This window comes from Xenophilus sp. Marseille-Q4582 (assembly GCF_916700565.1).
In the GTDB taxonomy this organism is placed as follows: Bacteria; Pseudomonadota; Gammaproteobacteria; order Burkholderiales; family Burkholderiaceae_C; genus Xenophilus.
Window position 1 is genome coordinate 196155 of the sequence record NZ_CAKAKO010000004.1, and the last position, 16725, is coordinate 212879.

General features: G+C 70.9%; 17 protein-coding genes. 7 read left to right on the top strand and 10 right to left on the bottom strand.

Annotation, left to right across the window (positions count from 1 at the left end; translation table 11 throughout):
• Window positions 1-151: 151 nt before the first annotated feature.
• A complete protein-coding gene (locus LG388_RS16265; RefSeq protein ID WP_225783785.1) occupies window positions 152-934 on the bottom strand; it encodes an IclR family transcriptional regulator in 783 nt (260 codons plus the stop codon).
• 253 nt (window positions 935-1187) lie between these two features.
• Between LG388_RS16265 and LG388_RS16270 the strand changes: the two genes are divergently transcribed.
• The 5 genes from LG388_RS16270 (at window position 1188) to LG388_RS16290 (ending at window position 6086) form a co-directional block, all read left to right on the top strand.
• Window positions 1188-2189, top strand: coding sequence for a TRAP transporter substrate-binding protein (locus LG388_RS16270; RefSeq protein ID WP_225783786.1), 1002 nt, complete (start codon window positions 1188-1190; stop codon window positions 2187-2189).
• Between the two features lie 41 nt (window positions 2190-2230).
• On the top strand, window positions 2231-2674 hold the full coding sequence (locus LG388_RS16275) for a type II 3-dehydroquinate dehydratase (RefSeq protein ID WP_225783787.1): 444 nt from the start codon (window positions 2231-2233) through the stop codon (window positions 2672-2674).
• A gap of 128 nt (window positions 2675-2802) precedes the next feature.
• The gene (locus tag LG388_RS16280; RefSeq protein ID WP_225783788.1) at window positions 2803-3393 is read left to right on the top strand and encodes a TRAP transporter small permease; all 591 of its coding nucleotides are present in this window, start codon (window positions 2803-2805) and stop codon (window positions 3391-3393) included.
• A complete protein-coding gene (locus tag LG388_RS16285; protein ID WP_225783789.1) occupies window positions 3390-4670 on the top strand; it encodes a TRAP transporter large permease subunit in 1281 nt (426 codons plus the stop codon). The genes LG388_RS16280 and LG388_RS16285 overlap by 4 nt, the downstream gene beginning before the upstream one ends.
• Window positions 4671-4688: 18 nt before the next feature.
• A complete protein-coding gene (locus tag LG388_RS16290) occupies window positions 4689-6086 on the top strand; it encodes an ELWxxDGT repeat protein (protein WP_225783790.1) in 1398 nt (465 codons plus the stop codon).
• Between the two features lie 77 nt (window positions 6087-6163).
• On the opposite strand, the gene LG388_RS16295 is transcribed toward LG388_RS16290, so the two are convergent.
• The 7 genes from LG388_RS16295 to gspG all read right to left on the bottom strand — a co-directional run bounded on the left by LG388_RS16295 (window position 6164) and on the right by gspG (window position 13055).
• The gene (locus tag LG388_RS16295) at window positions 6164-8359 is read right to left on the bottom strand and encodes a PQQ-binding-like beta-propeller repeat protein (protein WP_225783791.1); all 2196 of its coding nucleotides are present in this window, start codon (window positions 8357-8359) and stop codon (window positions 6164-6166) included.
• Window positions 8360-8417: 58 nt separating this feature from the next.
• Window positions 8418-9458: a ThuA domain-containing protein gene (locus tag LG388_RS16300; RefSeq protein WP_225783792.1), complete on the bottom strand. Its 1041-nt coding sequence runs from the start codon at window positions 9456-9458 to the stop codon at window positions 8418-8420.
• Between the two features lie 465 nt (window positions 9459-9923).
• A complete protein-coding gene (gspK, locus tag LG388_RS16305) occupies window positions 9924-11030 on the bottom strand; it encodes a type II secretion system minor pseudopilin GspK (protein ID WP_225783793.1) in 1107 nt (368 codons plus the stop codon).
• 3 nt (window positions 11031-11033) lie between these two features.
• A complete protein-coding gene (locus LG388_RS16310; RefSeq protein ID WP_225783794.1) occupies window positions 11034-11744 on the bottom strand; it encodes a type II secretion system protein J in 711 nt (236 codons plus the stop codon).
• A gap of 6 nt (window positions 11745-11750) precedes the next feature.
• Window positions 11751-12152, bottom strand: coding sequence for a type II secretion system minor pseudopilin GspI (gspI, locus tag LG388_RS16315; RefSeq protein WP_225783795.1), 402 nt, complete (start codon window positions 12150-12152; stop codon window positions 11751-11753).
• The gene (locus LG388_RS16320; RefSeq protein ID WP_225783796.1) at window positions 12149-12640 is read right to left on the bottom strand and encodes a Tfp pilus assembly protein FimT/FimU; all 492 of its coding nucleotides are present in this window, start codon (window positions 12638-12640) and stop codon (window positions 12149-12151) included. Before LG388_RS16320 ends, gspI begins: the two co-directional genes overlap by 4 nt.
• Window positions 12615-13055, bottom strand: coding sequence for a type II secretion system major pseudopilin GspG (gspG, locus tag LG388_RS16325; protein ID WP_225783797.1), 441 nt, complete (start codon window positions 13053-13055; stop codon window positions 12615-12617). The genes LG388_RS16320 and gspG overlap by 26 nt, the downstream gene beginning before the upstream one ends.
• 111 nt (window positions 13056-13166) lie before the next feature.
• On the opposite strand from gspG, the gene LG388_RS16330 reads away from it, so the two are divergent.
• The gene (locus tag LG388_RS16330; protein WP_225783798.1) at window positions 13167-13664 is read left to right on the top strand and encodes a type II secretion system protein N; all 498 of its coding nucleotides are present in this window, start codon (window positions 13167-13169) and stop codon (window positions 13662-13664) included.
• Between the two features lie 71 nt (window positions 13665-13735).
• Here LG388_RS16330 and ilvA read toward each other — a convergent pair whose 3' ends face one another.
• Complete coding sequence (gene ilvA / locus LG388_RS16335) at window positions 13736-15283, bottom strand: threonine ammonia-lyase, biosynthetic (RefSeq protein ID WP_225783799.1); 1548 nt, start codon at window positions 15281-15283, stop codon at window positions 13736-13738.
• Between the two features lie 281 nt (window positions 15284-15564).
• Between ilvA and LG388_RS16340 the strand changes: the two genes are divergently transcribed.
• Window positions 15565-16014, top strand: coding sequence for an OsmC family protein (locus LG388_RS16340; RefSeq protein ID WP_225784402.1), 450 nt, complete (start codon window positions 15565-15567; stop codon window positions 16012-16014).
• 27 nt (window positions 16015-16041) lie between these two features.
• On the opposite strand, the gene coq7 is transcribed toward LG388_RS16340, so the two are convergent.
• Window positions 16042-16671, bottom strand: a complete 630-nt coding sequence (gene coq7 / locus LG388_RS16345; protein ID WP_225783800.1) for a 2-polyprenyl-3-methyl-6-methoxy-1,4-benzoquinone monooxygenase — start codon at window positions 16669-16671, stop codon at window positions 16042-16044.
• Window positions 16672-16725: the final 54 nt, after the last annotated feature.

Here is a 16725-nt window from a genome sequence, read left to right on the forward strand (position 1 = left end):
CCCCGAGGCGTTGCGTGGATCGCACGCAAAGTGGGCGCTGCCACCGGGGCTGCGCGCGCCGGCTGCGCCGCGGGCCACCCAGGGGCGGCGCCTGTGCCCCGTGCCGGCGAGGCCGGCCCCGCCGGGTCGGCGGGAGCGGCCACGGCGCGCCTCAGGCGCGCCGCTTGAACAGCGCCGAGGCGGCACTGGCATGGGCCACGTCGGCCGCGGTCTGGCGCAGCACCGGCCCCAGCGCCTGCATGCGTTCCTCGGTCAGCCGCACGGCGGGCCCGGCGATGGTGATGACGCCGATCGCTGTCCCCTGGGCGCCGATCACCGCGGCGGCCATGGCCGTCATGCCAGGCGCGAACACCTCGTTGATCATGCTGAAGCCGCGCTCGCGCGCCGCCTTCACATAGGCCATCACGCCCTGCAGGGTGGTGGGCGCCCGCGGCCCGAACTGCTCGGGCTTGCCCAGGCCCTTCTTGGCCACCAGGGCCAGAGCGTCGTCCTCGGGCAGCGTCGACAGCCAGGCGTGGCCGGCCGCGCTGCACGACAGCGCCACCGACAGGCCCATGTCCGGGTCGTAGCGCAGGCCGTGCGTGGCGCCCTGCGCCTTGGCAACGAAGATCAGGTCCTCGTCGTCCACCACGGCCAGGCGCACCAGCTCGCCCGAGGCCGCGGCCAGCTGGTCCAGCAGCGGCTGAGAGACGTCCACGACCCCGGAGTTGCTCAGGTAGCTCAGGCCCAGCGACACCAGCTTGATGGTGAGGAAATAGTGGCCGTCGCGGGCGTCCTGGCGCACGTAGCCGCAGCGGATCAGCTCGGTGAGCAGGCGGTGCGTGGCCGACAGCGGAATGTCCAGCTCGGCCGCCAGCGTGGACAGCGGGCGGCCCTGGGGGTGCCGCGCCAGCTCTTCCAGCACCTTGAAGCTGCGCTCCATCACGGCGCTCATGTCAGTGGCGCCCCGCCGTCCGAAGCCGCCGGCGCGCCCCCTCGGGGGGCCGCGAACCGCGCGAGGCGGGAAAGCATGGGGGGTGTTTCATGTCGGACCTCGTGTTCAGCACGGCCCGATCGCGGACCGCCGGCCTCACTGTATCAAATGGAGGAATGAAATTTCAATTTGGAAATTACTTCCAATATGGATACCATTGCCACGTCGGCCGCCGGGCGCGCCGTCGTTCCATTCGTTTCAACGGAGACAAGCCTTGAACATCCTTCGCGCATTGACCGCGGCCAGCCTCTGCCTGGCCCTTGCCGTTCCCGCCCTGGCGCAGCAGGAGCGCCTGATCCGCTTCGGCCACCTGAACAACCCCGACCATCCCGTGAGCTTCGGCGTCAAGCGCTTCGCCGAGATTCTTTCGGCCAAGAGCGGCGGCAAGATGAAGGTGCAGGAGTTCCCGTCCAACCAGCTGGGCAACGAGCAGCAGCAGCAGTCGGCGCTGCAGGGCGGCGTGCAGCAGATGTACTCGCCGGCCACCACTTCGCTGGCCGGCATCGTCAAGGAATTCGGCCTGATCGACTTTCCCTTCGCGGTGGCCGACTTCACGCAGGCCGATGCGCTGCTGGACGGCCCGCTGGGCCAGGCGCTGATCGCCAAGCTGCCCGAGAAGGGCCTGGTGGCGCTGGGCTACTGGGACCTGGGCTTTCGCAACGTCACCAACAGCAAGCACCCGATCACCAGGCCCGAGGACCTGGCCGGCCTGAAGATCCGCGTGATCCCGAACCCGGTGTTCCTCGACACCTTCCGCGCCTTCAAGGCCAACCCGGTGCCGATGCCCTTCGCCGAGCTGTACGGCGCGCTGGAGTCCAAGGCCGTGGACGGCCAGGAAAACCCCTTCGCCGTGATCCTGTCGAACAAGTTCTACGAGGTGCAGAAGTACGTCAGCGCCACCAACCATGTCTATGCCGCCAACATCCTGCTGGTGAGCAAGAAGTTCTGGGACCAGCTCACGCCCACCGAGCAGAAGTGGATGCAGGAAGCGGCCGACGAGTCGCGCGCCTACCAGCGCCAGGTCAGCCGCGCCGCCGCGCAGAAGGCCGTGGGCGACCTGCAGGCCAGGGGCGCACAGTTCAACGTCGTGAGCCCGGCCGAACAGGCCCGCATGCGCCAGATCGCGCAGCCCGCGCTGGAGAAGTTCTCCGCCCAGTACGACCCCGCCATCGTCAAGCTCTACAACGACGAGCTGGCCCGCATCCGCAAGCAATAACGCCGGCCCGACCTGCTTCCTGTCACACCGCTCCTGAGACCATGAAAATCCTCGTCCTCCACGGCCCGAACCTGAACCTGTTCGGGCGCCGCGAGCCGCACATCTACGGCACGACGACGCTGGCCGAAATCAATGCCCGCCTGCAGGCGCTGGCCGGCGAACTGGACGTGCGCCTGGAAACGCTGCAGTCCAACCACGAGGGCGCGCTGATCGACTTCCTGCATGCGCACATCGACGACGCGCAGGGCGCGCTGGTCAACCCGGCGGGCCTCACGCAGCACGGCGTGCCGCTGCACGATGCGATCAAGGCGATGCCCTTCCCGGTGATCGAGGTGCACATGTCCAACATCGCGGCGCGCGAGCCCTGGCGGGCGCACTCGATCATCTCGCCGGCCGTGCGCGGCACGGTGCAGGGGCTGGGGCCGCAGTCCTACCTGGCGGCGCTGCGCGCGCTGGTGCAGCTGGTGAACGACGGGCGCCGGTAGCCCGGGCAGGGCCCTTGCGTGTGCCCATGGCCACACGCGGGTGCGGGCCGGTGTTCTGGCGGGGCACCGGCCCGTTTTCAGAAGTCGATCGGCCGGCCCCCGCCGCCGGCCGGGTGGAGAGACAAGCAATGAATCGATGGATCGACGGCGCCTGCCGCGCGGTGGAGGCGCTGATCGCGCTGATGCTGGCGGTGATGGTGGCGCTGGTGTTCGGCAACGTGGTGCTGCGCTACGGCTTCAACTCGGGCATCACGCTGTCCGAGGAAGTCTCGCGCTGGCTGTTCATCTGGATCACCTTCCTGGGCGCCATCGTGGCCCTGCGCGAGCGCGCGCACCTGGGCGTGGACATGGTGGTGGCGCGCCTGCCGGCCTGGGGCAAGAAGGCCTGCCTGGCGCTCAGCTACCTTCTGATGTTGTACATGCTGGGGCTGCTGTTCCAGGGCAGCGTGGCGCAAACGCGCATCAACTGGGACGTGCAGGCCCCGGTCACCGGCGCCTCCATGGCCATCGTCTACCTCTCGGGCGTCGTGTTCGCCGTCTTCGCGGGGCTGGTGCTGCTGCTGGACCTGGGGCGCCTGCTCACCGGCCGCATGGCCGAGGAGGAGCTGGTCGCCATCCAGGAATCGGAGGAGGCCGGCGCGCTGGCCCAGGTGCTGGGTCCGCAGGGCCCGGCCGGCACGTCCCCCCCGCCATCGCGCACCGAGGAGCGCCAGCCATGACCATCGCCGTGTTCCTGGGCGCCCTGCTGCTGGCCATGGCCATCGGCATGCCCATTTCCTTCGCGCTGCTGGCCAGCGGCGTGGCGCTGATGTGGCAGCTCGACCTGTTCGACGCGCAGATCCTCACGCAGAACCTGATCGGCGGCGCCGACAGCTTCCCGCTGCTGGCCGTGCCCTTCTTCATGCTGGCCGGCGAGATCATGAACGCCGGCGGCCTGTCCCGGCGCATCGTCAACCTCGCGCTGGCGCTGGTGGGCCATGTGCGCGGCGGCCTGGGCTACGTGACCATCATGGCCGGCTGCCTGCTGTCGGCGCTGTCGGGTTCGGCCGTGGCCGACGCGGCGGCGCTCACGGCCCTTTTGCTGCCGATGATGGTGCGCGCCGGCCATGACAAGGCCCGCGCGGGCGGCCTGATCGCCGCCACCGGCATCATCGGCCCGGTCATCCCGCCCAGCATCGGGCTGGTGATCTTCGGCGTGGCGGCCAACGTGTCCATCTCCAAGCTGTTCATGGCGGCCATCGTGCCGGGCCTCCTGATCGGCGGCGCGCTGTGGATCACCTGGGCCTGGCTGGTGCGGCGCGAGAAGATCGAGCCGCCGCCGCGCAAGAGCGCGCGCGAGATCTGGGCTGCCGCGCGCGAGGCGGCCTGGGCGCTGATGCTGCCCGTGATCATCCTGGTGGGCCTGCGCATGGGCGTGTTCACGCCCACCGAGGCGGCCGTGGTGGCGGCGGTGTACGCCTTCTTCGTGGCGGCGTGCATCTACCGCAAGCTGAGCTTCAGGGAGTTGTACGCCGTGTTCGTGGGCGCGGCCAAGACCAGCGCGGTCGTGATGTTCCTGATCGCCGCGGCCATGGTCAGCGCCTGGCTGATCACGGTGGCCGACCTGCCGTCCAAGGTGGTGGGCATGCTCGAGCCCTTCCTGGACAACAAGATCCTGCTGATGATCGCGATCATGCTGCTGGTGATGGCGGTGGGCACGGCGATGGACATGACGCCCACCATCCTGATCCTGACGCCGGTGCTGATGCCGGTGGTCAAGGCCGCGGGGATCGACCCGGTCTACTTCGGCGTGATGTTCATCATCAACAACTCCATCGGCCTGATCACGCCGCCCGTGGGCGTGGTGCTCAACGTGGTGGCGGGGGTGGGAAAGATGAAGATGGACGACGTGACGCGCGGCGTGCTGCCCTTCATGCTGGCCGAGTTCGCGGTCATGTTCCTGATGGTGCTGTTCCCGCAGCTGGTCACCGTGCCGGCGCGCTGGTTCCATGGCTGAGGGCCGCGCGTGACCGCCATGAACCGCCGCCTTCTGGGTACCGTTTCGGCGCTGGCGCTGCTGCTGGGCGCAGCGGCCGCGGCCGGCGGCGACCTGCCCCGGCCCGCCGAACAGATGCGCCCGGGCGCCTTCGTGGCGCCCAGCCAGCTCACGCTGCTGGGGCCTCGCATGCTGTTCACCGCCACGCATGCGCAGTCGGGCCAGGAACTGTGGGTCACCGAGGGCAGCCGCGCCACCACGCGCCTGCTCAAGGACATCCACCCGGGCGCGCGCAGCAGCTTCCCTTCGGGCCTCACGGCGCATGGCCGCCATGTGTATTTCACCGCCACCGATGGCGAGCACGGGCTGGAACTGTGGCGCACCGACGGCACGGCCGCCGGCACCACGCAGGTGGCCGACCTGCGCCCCGGCGCCGAAGGCGCCATGCCGGCCGAACTGACCGTGCACGCCGGCGCGCTGTACTTCGTGGCGGACGACGGCGTATCGGGCCGGCAGCTGTGGCGCCTGCGCGGCCCGGGGGACGCGCCCGAGCGCGTGAGCGACCTGGCGCCGGGCGCCGGACCCCGGCAGCTGACCTCGGCTGGACGCCAGCTTTTCTTTACCGCCACCACGGTGGACCAGGGCCATGAGCTGTGGGTCAGCGATGGCACGCGGGCCGGTACGCGCCTCGTGAAGGACATCCGGCCCGGCCGCGAGGACGCGGACGTCGCCCACCTGCTGGCGCTGGGGCCGGTGCTGTACTTCGCGGCGCGCGACTGCACGCACGGGATGGAGCTCTGGCGCAGCGACGGCACCGAAGCCGGCACGCGCCGGGTGAAGGACATCCGGCCCGGCGACGGTTCCTCCTCGCCGGCCCTGATGGCGGCCATGGGCGGGCAGCTCTATTTCGCGGCCGACGACGGCATTCACGGGCTCGAACTGTGGCGCAGCGACGGCACCGAGGCGGGCACCGTGCTGGTCAGGGACATCCACGAAGGCCGGGCGGGTTCGATCTCGGGCCCGCTGGCCGTGGTGGAAGAGCGCCTGTACTTCGCCGCCACCGATGGCCGCAGCGGCGCCGAACTGTGGCGCAGCGACGGCACGGCCGAGGGCACGCAGCAGGTGCGCGACATCTTCAAGGGCCAGGCCAGCGCGGCGCCCGCGCGGCTGGCGCCGATGGGCAGCGCACTGTGGTTCGCGGCCCACGACGGCACGCATGGCGTCGAGGCGTGGACCACCGACGGCACCGAGAAAGGCACGCGGCGCATGTCCGACCTGGTGCCGGGCGCGGGCCATGCGATGCCGCTCGGCTTCGCGGCGCTGGGCCGGCATATCCTGTTCGTGGCCGAGGACGGCCATGGCAACGAGCGCCTGTGGGCGCACGAGGGCGGGCGCAACCGCCTGCTCGGCGAGCCGCTCGGGAGCCGCGTGCGCTGAGCGCCCGCGCCGGCCGGCGCGGGCTTTTTTTGCCTTGTCCGGGCGCGGCGCCCGGCCCGGGGCGCCGCCCGCGGTCTTCAGTACACCACCACCTTGCCCGTCGGCCGCGGGCTGTGGCAGTCGTTGTAGAAGTACTCGCCCGGCTGGTCGAACTTGTACTGCGCCGACTGGCCCGGCGCCAGGCGGAAGTCGAACTTGCCTTCGAAGAACTGCGTGGCGCAGTGCGTGTGCTGGTTGTCGGCCGGGTTGGTGAAGGTCACGGTGGTGTTCACCGGCACGCGCATCCAGGTGGGCGTCATGGCATTCACGGCGGTGGACTCGGTCGTGCCGGGCTCGTTCGTGCTGGTCTGCACGCGGGCCAGATAGACCGTGTTCGGCTTCGGCAGCGCAGCGCCTTCCACGGCCGAGCCGGAGACCGGCCGGCGCACATCCGGGCCGCCCGGCGTCGCGGCCTGGGGCACCGTGCCGCCGACCTTGAAGGCCCACAGCGCGTCGCCGCGCGGCGCCGAGTTGCCATAGGGGATGCTCGTGCCGCCGGCATACACCGCGATGTACTGCTCGCCGTCGATCTCGTAGGCCACCGGGCTGGCGCTGATGCCGGCGCCGGTCTGGAAGCGCCACAGCTCGGTGCCGTCGCGCGCATCCATGGCGATCAGGTGGCCGTCGGGCTGGCCGATGAACAGCAGGTCGGAGGCCGTGCTCAGGATGCCGTTGCCGTGCGCCAGCGAATAGGGCATCGGCTTCTTCCACTTGACCAGGTTGGTGCTCGGGTCCACCGCCACCACCGCACCGGTCATGTACTCGCCCGGCGGGCGCAGGCCGTTGCTGCTTTCGGTGAGCGAATGGGCGGCGGCCACATAGCCCATGCCGGTGTAGACCAGGCCCGTGCTCTTGCTGAAGGACTGGTGGTTCCAGTTGGCGCCGCCGCCGTGGCCGGGGATAGACAGCACGGGAATGTCCCAGTGCGGGTCGTACAGGCAGCCGGCCACGTAGTGGGGCACGGCGCGGTTCGGATTGCCCGGCACCTCGGTGCCCAGCGGCTGCGGCACCACGCAGGTCTCGGTCCACGCGCCCTGGCGTGGGAAGGGCTGCGTGGGCCAGGTGGCCTGGCGGGCATCCTGCTTGACCGCGACTTCGTCGATGCCCAGCGGGGCGCTGCCGTCCTTGCGGTCGAGGATGTAGTACATCCCGGTCTTGCTGCCGTAGATCACCACCTTGCGGTCGGCGCCGTTGATCTTCACGTCGGCCAGTACGGGGGACATCACGTTGTCCATGTCCCAGATGTCGTGGTGCACCGACTGGAAGTGCCACTTGTACTCGCCGCTCTTGAGGTCCAGCGCGACGATGGAGTTGGCGAACAGGTTGAGGCCCGGCCGCGTGGAGCCGTTCTGCGAGGAGCCGCCGCGCACGTTGCCGAAGGTCCAGTAGACCAGGCCCAGCTCCGGGTCCACGGCCGGGTGGATCCAGGGCGTGGCGCCGGTGCGGTCCGACTCGGGCGCGCCGCCCCAGGTGTCGTAGCCGCGCTCGCCGGCGCGCGGCACGCCCCAGAACACCGTGAGCACCTTGCCGGTGGCGGCATCGGCCGAGAAGGCGGCGCCGCGGTTGCCGTCGTTGGTGCCGATGTACAGGCGCTTGTCGTGGTAGACCAGTGCCACCTTCTGCACCGCGCCCAGGTAATCGGCGTCGGTGTTGGCGGTGGGGTATTGCTTGACCCACCTGAGCTTGCCGGTGTCCTTGTCGAGCGCGATCAGCCGGTTGCCGTTCGCCACCGTGTAGACCAGGCCCAGGTCCTTGGCCACGGCGGCGCCCCGGCGCGTGATGCTGCCGTAGGGCGTGGTCCATTTCCACTTGGTCACGCCGGTCTTGCCGTCCACGGCGATCAGGTTGCCCTGGTCCGATTCGATGTAGATCACGCCGTCCACCACCACCGTGGTGCTCTGGCTGTTGCCGGTGACGGTGCCGCCTTCCACCTTGTTGACCCAGGCGCCGCCCAGTTGGCCGACGCGGCTGCGGTCGATCCGGGCGAGCTTCGTGTAGTTCTGGTTGCCCAGGTTGCCGCCCACCTTGGGGAAGTCCTGGTCGCCGTCGGTGCAGCAGTCCGCCAGCGCGGCGGCGGAAGGTGCGGCGGGCGGCGGCGGGGCCGGCGGCGCGGGTGTGGGAGGCGGCGGCAGCGGAAAGCCGCCGCCCGAGCTGCCACCGCAGGCAGTGAGCAACAAGGGCGTGGCGATGACGCCGCCGGACAGCAGCGCGAGTGCGAGGGAACGGAGTTTCATGGTCGGACGCGGAAAGGGCGGAGGCCGCAGGCCGCCCGGGCCTGCGGGACGGTTTCGTTCAGGGCGTGCAGAAATCGGTCAGGCCCATGGTGGACTTGACGCCCTGGACGACCATCTTCTGGAAGAACTCGGCGCCGGGCCCGGTGTGGGTGGCGGTGAAGGAGTCCGCGTTGTGGCCCAGCGTGGTCAGCCAGGCGCGGCCGCCGTCGTAGTACTGGCACCAGGTGACGGGGTGGAAGTCCGCATGGCCCGGATGCGGGGCCGAAGTGAGCGGCTTGAGGGTGGAGGTGTCCACCTTCATCAGGAACTTCACGTGCGTCGGGAAGGGCTCGAGGTTGTACCACTCGTCCTGGAAGGTGAAGCGCGTGGGCAGCTCCTTCGTGGACGGGTCCTCGGCCACCACCTCCACGTCGCCGGCGCGGTTGGGCCCGTGGTTGTAGAAGTTGGCGTTGCCCAGCAGGCCTTCGTAATAGGGCCAGTTGTACTCGGCGCCGAAGGCGTTGTGCAGGCCGACGAAGCCGCCGCCGCGCCGCATGTAGTTGCGCAGCGCGGTGCGCGCCGCATCCTTGCTGGTCTCCGACGCATCGTTCCACAGCGTGTCGCGGTTGGAGCTGGCGAAGATGACGGTCTTGTAGTTGTTGATGCGGCCCGCCAGCACCGTGACGTCCTCGGTCCAGTCCACGGCGATGCCCTCGGCCTCCAGCATGCGCTTGAGGCCGGCCTGCATCACGTTGTCGGCATTCATCTCGGGGTTCAGCCCGGCGGCCATGGGCGTGCCCAGGTTGGCATGGCGCGGGCCGGCGGTGCGCGAATAGATCAGCACGCGGTTGGGCGTGGAGGCGAAGGCGCCCCAGTCGTTGTAGCACTTGGCATTCGTGCCGCGGCAGACGTTGTAGTACGGGTCGAAGTAGACCTCTTGCTCCTCGGGCTGCGGTTCGGGTTCCGGCGTGGGCGTGGGGGTGGGCGGCGGATTGGTGATCTGCGCGATCAGCTCGGCCGGGATGCCGCCTCCGCCGCCGCCCCCGCCGCAGGCGGTGACCGCCAGGGCCAGCGCGGCCACGGCCGCCAGCTTGAATGTCAATGAATCGGCGTGAGCCATCGGGTGATCTCCTCTACGGGTGGAATGAACAGGGGCGGCGGCGCGGGCGCGCAGCCAGGCGCGCGCGCCGGCAGGGCGCGCGTGGCGGAAGTTCGGGAAGGCAGGGTCGCGCGAGGCCGGTGGCCGGCGCGGGGTGTCAGCGCTGCGGCGGGACGCGCGCGTCCATGCGCTGCCGGAGAGGGGGGCGCGACCGGGGAGCGGGCCCCTGTAGGGCCTGAGAGGCGTGAATCACCGAGGTCTCCTTCTGCGCCCGTTCACGCAGGCGCTGCGGGAATCATATGTCGATGTGGAAAAAAATTCCACATCAGAAATTAATTCTGATCTCAAGCTGAAGCTTGAAGCCCGAGCCTGAAGCGGGCGCGGACAGCGTCAGGCGTGCGGGAGGCGCGGCTCTCAGGGTCACGCGGGAGACGTGCAGTCGGCCAGAAAAGCGGCCGGTCGGGGGGCGGCCCCCGCGGCGCGTTGCTAAGGGCGGCGCGTCTCGGTGCCTGCGCCGCGATCGCGCCACAGCACCTGCAATGTCGCGCCGTTGCGCTGCAGCAGCGAATGCTCCTCCACCCACAGGCGGTCCAGCCGCAGGCGCCCGTGCACCTCGAAATACTGCGTGTCCACGCCATGCAGGGCGCTGGAGAGCGGGGCGTCGAGGTTGGGCAGCAGGGCGTTGGCCATCTCCAGGGTGTCGAAATACTCGCGCTGGCGCTGCTCCACCAGCCGCTGGGCGCCGGCCAGGTCCAGCTTCTCGCTGCTCGCGGCCAGCACTTCGGCGCTGGCGGTGTTGATGTTGACCTTCGTGGGCGCCGCGGCGGGCAGCACCGTGGCGTAGGGCTTGAGCGCCTCGAGGGTGGAAGCCGGCAGGCCCACCCAGACCAGGTCTTCCAGCCGGCTGGGCGTGAGCGGCACGTCGGCGTCGCTGCGCCCGGCCTGCGGGCCGGCCCCCGCATCACCCTCGGTGTCCTTGCCGGGCGCCGCAGGCCAGACGCGCTGCAGGCCCCGGACCAGCGTCGTCACCTGCTCCTGGGGCAGCGAGAGGATCGCGAAAAGCTTCTGGAAGGCCCGCACGGCAGGCTCGGAGGGCTGGCCGTTCGCCACCAGGTTGCGCACGTTGAGCTTGGAGGAGGCGTCCACGATGCGCCCGGAGAGGTAGGCCTGGGGCAGGTCGTCCAGCTGGTCGGCGGCCACGTTCTGCTCGGCGCTCAGGAAGGCGCGCAGCTGCACCTCGGCCAGCGGGATCGCCCAGGGCTCGCCCAAGTGGTCGGCCGGGCGCTTGTGGCTGCTGCCGACGACCCCGGTGGCCGAGGCGCCGGCCTTGAGCCGGGCATCGTTCAGGGCGTCCTCGCGCAGGATCAGGCGTGCCCAGTCCAGCGCGCTGACCAGCACCCAGGCCGATTGCAGGCGCGCGCGCTCGGCCGCCTCGACTTCGGTGGCGCGCCACTGCTGCCACAGGGCCGCGGCGGCGAAGGTGGCGACCAGGGTGACCGTGAGCAGCGCCACCAGCAGGGCCGCGCCGCGCTGGCGCATGGACCGGCGCGCGTGCGGACGCGGCAGGCGCAGGGCTGAAGGAAGGGGGGCCATGCCTCAGCCTCCGCGCGGGATGCCCTGCGTGGGCCGCAGCCAGTCCTGCGTGATCGCGCCCGCGAGGCCGGAGGAAGGGGGCAGCTCCAGCACCAGGCGCACGCCGTCGGCCCCGGGGGCCGCGTTGTCCGCCGCAGCCGGCGGGGCGCTGCTGCCCCAGCCGCCGTTGGCGTAATAGCTCACCGACCAGGCGGCCAGCGGCAGCAGGGGGGTGGCCGCGGCGTCGGCGGGCAGTCCGTCCTGCAGGCCCTGGGCGGCCCGGTCCCAGGCCAAGTCCCATTCCGCGCGCGACCGCAGGGGGGCCGATGGCCAGCGCCACCAGTGCGCGCCGCTGGCGTCGCCGCGCAGCGTCCAGGCCACCACCTGCAGGGCGGGGCCGGCGCCGGTCTGGATGCGCCGCGTGAGGCGGAAGGTGCGGCCGTCCCAGGCCATGGGCGGCGTGCGGGCATCGGGCGGGGCGGCGGCATCGAGGTCGGCGCGCCACTGGGCCAGCACCGTCTGCAGCACCAGCACAGCGTCGTTGCGCGCCTGATGGGCGGACTGGGTGCGGGCCAGGGCGTCCACGCCGCGCCAGCTCATCAGCGCGAGCAGGGCCAGGGCCGCCAGCGCGACCAGCAGTTCGATGAGCGTGAAGCCGGCCACGTGCCGCCGCAGGGCGCGCGGCTCGGGCGGGCCGGGCGGCAGGAGCGGGTCAGGCCGGGCGTTCACGCGCATGCGCACTCAGTACCTGCCGACCACCGTGGACAGCCGCAGGACGGGCCATTGCGCCGCATCGCGCACCTGTACGTCCACGCGCCGGAAGTTCGGATTCAGGGTCTGCAGCGTGGACACCGTGAGGTCGAAGCGCGTGTTCGCCTGCTCGCACACCTGCGTGCTGTCGCCCACCGGGGGCATCTGCGGCGCCAGCCGCACCTGGATCAGCATGTTCTCGGCGCACAGCCGCGCCAGCAGGACGTCGGACTGGCGCTGCGCGTTGCGCGTGAGCGCACTGCTGGCCTGGGCGCCGGCGGCCAGCGCGATGGCGGTGATGGCCAGGGCGACCATCACCTCGATGAGGGTGAAGCCCCGGCCGGGGTGGCGCGCATGCGAAGGGCGCGCGCGCCCGCAAGGGCGGCGGCTCATGGCAGGTGGCGGGCCGCAAAGGGCCGCAGGCCATCGGTGCCCAGCAGCACGCGGCCCATGGCCGGGTCATCGGTGCTCAGCAGCAGTTGCTGCGCACCCACGATGGGGTCCGGCCCCAGTTGCAGGGCGGGGACGGGCGCGCCCCGCGCGTCCAGCGGCTGCGCATGGACCGCCGCCAGGGTCCAATGGGTGGGCAGGGCGTCCACCGGCAGGCCATCGAACGCGAAGCCCTGCGGCGTCGGGTACCAGCGCACGGCCTGCCCACTGGCGCGCGACTGGGCGCGCGCCGCCTCCAGCAAGGCCGTCAGCCGCTGGGCTTCACGTTCCAGCGGGGCCTGGGCGCTGTCGCGCAGGGCGAAGGCCACGCCCGCGGTGGAGAAGGCGATGATCGCCACCACCACCAGCAGCTCCAGCAGCGTGAAGCCGGCGGCGGCGGGGCGGCGCGCGCCCGGGGGCGCGGGCCTATTGCCAGCTGCCGATGTCGGCATTGCCGGATTCGCCGCCGGGCTGGCCGTCCGCGCCGAGGGAGAAGACGTCGATCTCGCCCTTCAGGCCCGGGTTCAGGTACTGGTACGGGCGGCCCCACGGGTCGTTCGGCAGCTTGTCGATGTAGGGCTTCCAGTTCAGCGGCGCGGGCCCGGTGGTGGGACGGGCGACCAGGGCGTTGAGGCCCTGCTCGGCGCTCGGGTAGCGCTGGTTGTCCAGGCGGTACATCTTGAGCGCGTTCATGAGGTTGTTGACGTCGGTGCGGGCGGCCGTGACGCGGGCGTCGTCGGCGCGGCCGATGACGTTGGGCACGATCAGTGCGGCCAGCACGCCGATGATCACGAGCACGACCATCAGTTCGATCAGCGTGAAGCCGCGCGGACGGCGCGGCGAACGGGCAGGCGGGAAAGCGGGCATGGTGGGATGCGTGGAGGCCGGCCGGGCGGTGAGCCTCAGGCCGGAACAGTCGGTGGAACAGCGTGCCGGGTCCGCGGGACAGCGAAGTGCGCTGCATGATAATGCCCGCCCATGGCAGTCCTGAACGCACCCGCCCCGTGGCCGAGCGCCGTCGGCACCGCTTTGCTGTGGGCCGCTGCGGCGGGCAGCGTGGTGTTCTGGGCCTTTCGGTTGTCCGCGCCGGCTGAATCCGCATTGCCGCCCGTGGCCGCCCCGGCCCCGGTGCAGACCGATGCGGCGGGCGTGGCGCGGCTGCTCGGCGCGCCCGCTGCCGCCGCGCCCGCCAGCAGTCCGCAGGCGGACCCGGCGAGCCGTTTCCGCCTGCTGGGCGTGGTGGCCGACGACCTGGGGCGGGGGGCGGCGCTCATCGCCATCGACGGCAAGCCCGCCCGGCCCTACCGTGCCGGCGCTTCCCTGGGCGACGGCCATGTGCTGCAGGCCGTGGAAGGCCGCAGCGCGCGCATCGTGGCCGACAGCGCGCCCACGGCGCCCATCGTGCTGGAACTGCCGGCCCTGGTGCGCGCGCAGAACGCCCCGCCGCGCGCTGCGCCCGTGCTGCCGAACCCCTGATTGCGCCCCTTCAGGCCGCACGCCCCTCGCTGCGGAGAGCCCTCCGCCGCAGGGAGGGCGCACGCGGCGCTTCAACCCTGCTGCAGGAACAGGCGGTAGGCCGGGTTGTGGGTTTCCTCGATCCAGGGATAGCCCAGCTCTTCGAGGAAGGCCTGGAAGGCGCCGTCGTCGGACGCGGGCACCTGCAGGCCGACCAGCGTGCGGCCATAGTCCGCGCCCTGGTTGCGGTAGTGGAACAGGCTGATGTTCCAGTTGGGCTGCATCAGGCTCAGGAACTTGAGCAGCGCGCCGGGCCGCTCCGGGAAGGTGAAGCGCAGCAGCCGCTCGTCATGCGCCAGGCCCGAGCGGCCGCCCACCATGTAGCGCACATGCTCCTTGGCCAGCTCGTCATGCGTGAGATCCACCGCGCCGAAGCCGTGCTGGCGGAAGGTGTCGGCGATGGTGGCCGATTCGCCGCGCGCGATGGTGGTCAGGCCGACGAACACGTGGGCCTTGTTCGCGTCGCTGATGCGGTAGTTGAACTCCGTCACGTTGCGCGAGGCCCCCGGCAGCTGGCCCACCACTTCGCAAAAGCGCCGGAAGCTGCCGCGCTCCTCGGGGATGGTGACGGCGAACAGCGCCTCGCGCTCCTCGCCCACCTCGGCGCGCTCGGCCACGAAGCGCAGCCGGTCGAAGTTCATGTTGGCGCCGCACAGCACGGCGGCGTAGGTCTGCCCGCGCGTGCCGTGCTTTTCCACGTATTGCTTGATGGCGGCCACGGCCAGGGCGCCCGAAGGCTCGACGATGCTGCGCGTGTCGATGAAGATGTCCTTGATGGCGGCGCAGACGGCGTCGGTGTCCACGCTCACGTAGTCGTCCACCAGGTCCTGCGCGACGCGGAAGGTTTCCTCGCCCACCAGCTTGACGGCCGTGCCGTCCGCGAACAGGCCGACGTCGGGCAGCGTGACGCGCGCCTTGGCCCGCACCGACTGCAGCATGGCGTCGGAATCGTCGGTCTGCACGCCGATCACGCGCACGCCTGGCCGCACGGCCTTGATGTAGTTCGCCACGCCCGCGATCAGGCCGCCGCCGCCGATGGCCACGAACACCGCATCGAGCGGCCCCTGGTGCTGGCGCAGGATTTCCATCGCGATGGTGCCCTGGCCGGCGATCACGTCCGGATCGTCGAAAGGGTGGACGAAGGTCAGCCCCTCGGTCTGCTGCAGCGCGAGGGCGTGCTGGTAGGCGTCGGAATAACTGTCGCCGTGCAGGTGCACCTCGCCGCCCAGGCCGCGCACGGCGTTGATCTTGAGCTGCGGCGTGGTCACGGGCATCACGATCACGGCGCGCGTGCCCAGCCTGCGGGCGCCCAGCGCCACGCCCTGTGCATGGTTGCCGGCCGAGGCGCAGATCACGCCGCGCGCCAGCTGCTCCGGGCTGAGGTGGGCCATCTTGTTGTAGGCGCCCCGCAGCTTGAAGCTGAAGACCGGCTGCTGGTCTTCGCGCTTGAGCAAAACGGTGTTGTTCAGCCGTGCGCTCAGCGCGCGCGCGGGCTCCAGCGGCGACTCGATGGCCACGTCGTAGACGCGCGCGTTGAGGATCTTGCGCAGGTAATCGGCCGGGGTGAGAGAAGGAGGCATGGGGCGGCGATGATACGTGGCCCCTGCTGACGGGGCAGCGGCGGCGCGCAGGGCTTGCCGCGCCAAGAAAAAAGCCCCGAGTCTTGCGACTCGGGGCCAAATCCACCAATTGGGAGGGTGGAGGAGACAACCGGTGCACACAACAGGGTGTGTGCGATGGACTAGAGTATAAGCCCTTATTGTTGCAACGCAACAAGTCCATCGCATTTTCGCAACGTCCGGGGCTGGCGCGTGAACTTTGCCCGCCGCCCGCCTTCATTTCATTTCTGCAGATTCTTCCTATGGAATGCACCGTCAGCTGGACCGGCCAAGCCGGCACCCGTTCCGCCATGGGCTTCGTGGCCGAAACCGGCAGCGGCCACCTGATCGCCATGGACGGCGCGCCCGATGCGGCGCGCCCCGAGAACGGTGGCCAGAACCTGGCGCCGCGGCCCATGGAAACCGTCCTTGCCGGGGCCGGCGGATGCACGGCCTATGACGTGGTCATGATCCTCAAGCGGGGGCGCCACGCGGTCGAGCGGTGCAGCGTCAAGCTGACGAGCGAGCGCGCGCAAAAGGACCCCAAGGTGTTCACCAAGATTCATCTGCACTTCACGGTGGCGGGCAAGGGCATCCCAGCTGCCGCGGTCGAACGCGCGATTGCGCTGAGCCACGACACCTACTGTTCGGCCACCATCATGCTGGGCAAGACCGCGGAGATCACGACCAGCTATGAGCTGATCGAGGCTTGATCCTGGGGGGGGCGGCGACGGGCCGCCCTAGACGCGATGCGCCACGGTGGTCATGACCCGTGCCGCCGCGCGCATCAGCCGCTTGGCGGGGGCGGGCAGTTCCGCCGCGCCTTCCTCGAGCGCCCAGCGGGCATGGCGGGCCTCGTCCTCCTTCATCTGGGCCACGATGGCCCTGGAGGCGCCGTCGCCTTCCGGCAGGCGGCTGAGGTGGCTGTCCAGGTGCGCCTCCACCTGGCGTTCGGTCTCGGCCACGAAGCCCAGGCTCAGCGGATCGCCCAGGCGCCCGGCGAGCAGGCCCAGGCCGAAGGCGCCCGCATACCAGAGCGGATTGAGCAGCGAGGGGCGGTCATCCAGCTCTTGCAGGCGCTGGGCCGTCCACGCCAGATGGTCCGTCTCTTCGTGGGCGGCGTGCAGCAGCTGCTCGCGCAGTGCGGGGTCGCGCGTGACGGCCGCCTGGGCGGTGTAGAGCGCCTGGGCGCAGATCTCCCCCACGTGGTTCACCCGCATCAGGGCGGCCGCCTCGCGCCTTTCATCGGCGCCGAGCTCGGCCGGTGGCTCGGTGGCCCGGGGGACGGGCCGGCTCGCATGAGGGCGGGCGAAGAGGGTGCGCAGGGCCGAATCGGCGGCTTCCAGAAGAGGGTCCAGGGATCGGTTCATGGCAGGGATTGGACCGCAAGTGGCCGGCCCCGCGATTTCGCATGAAGAAAAAGC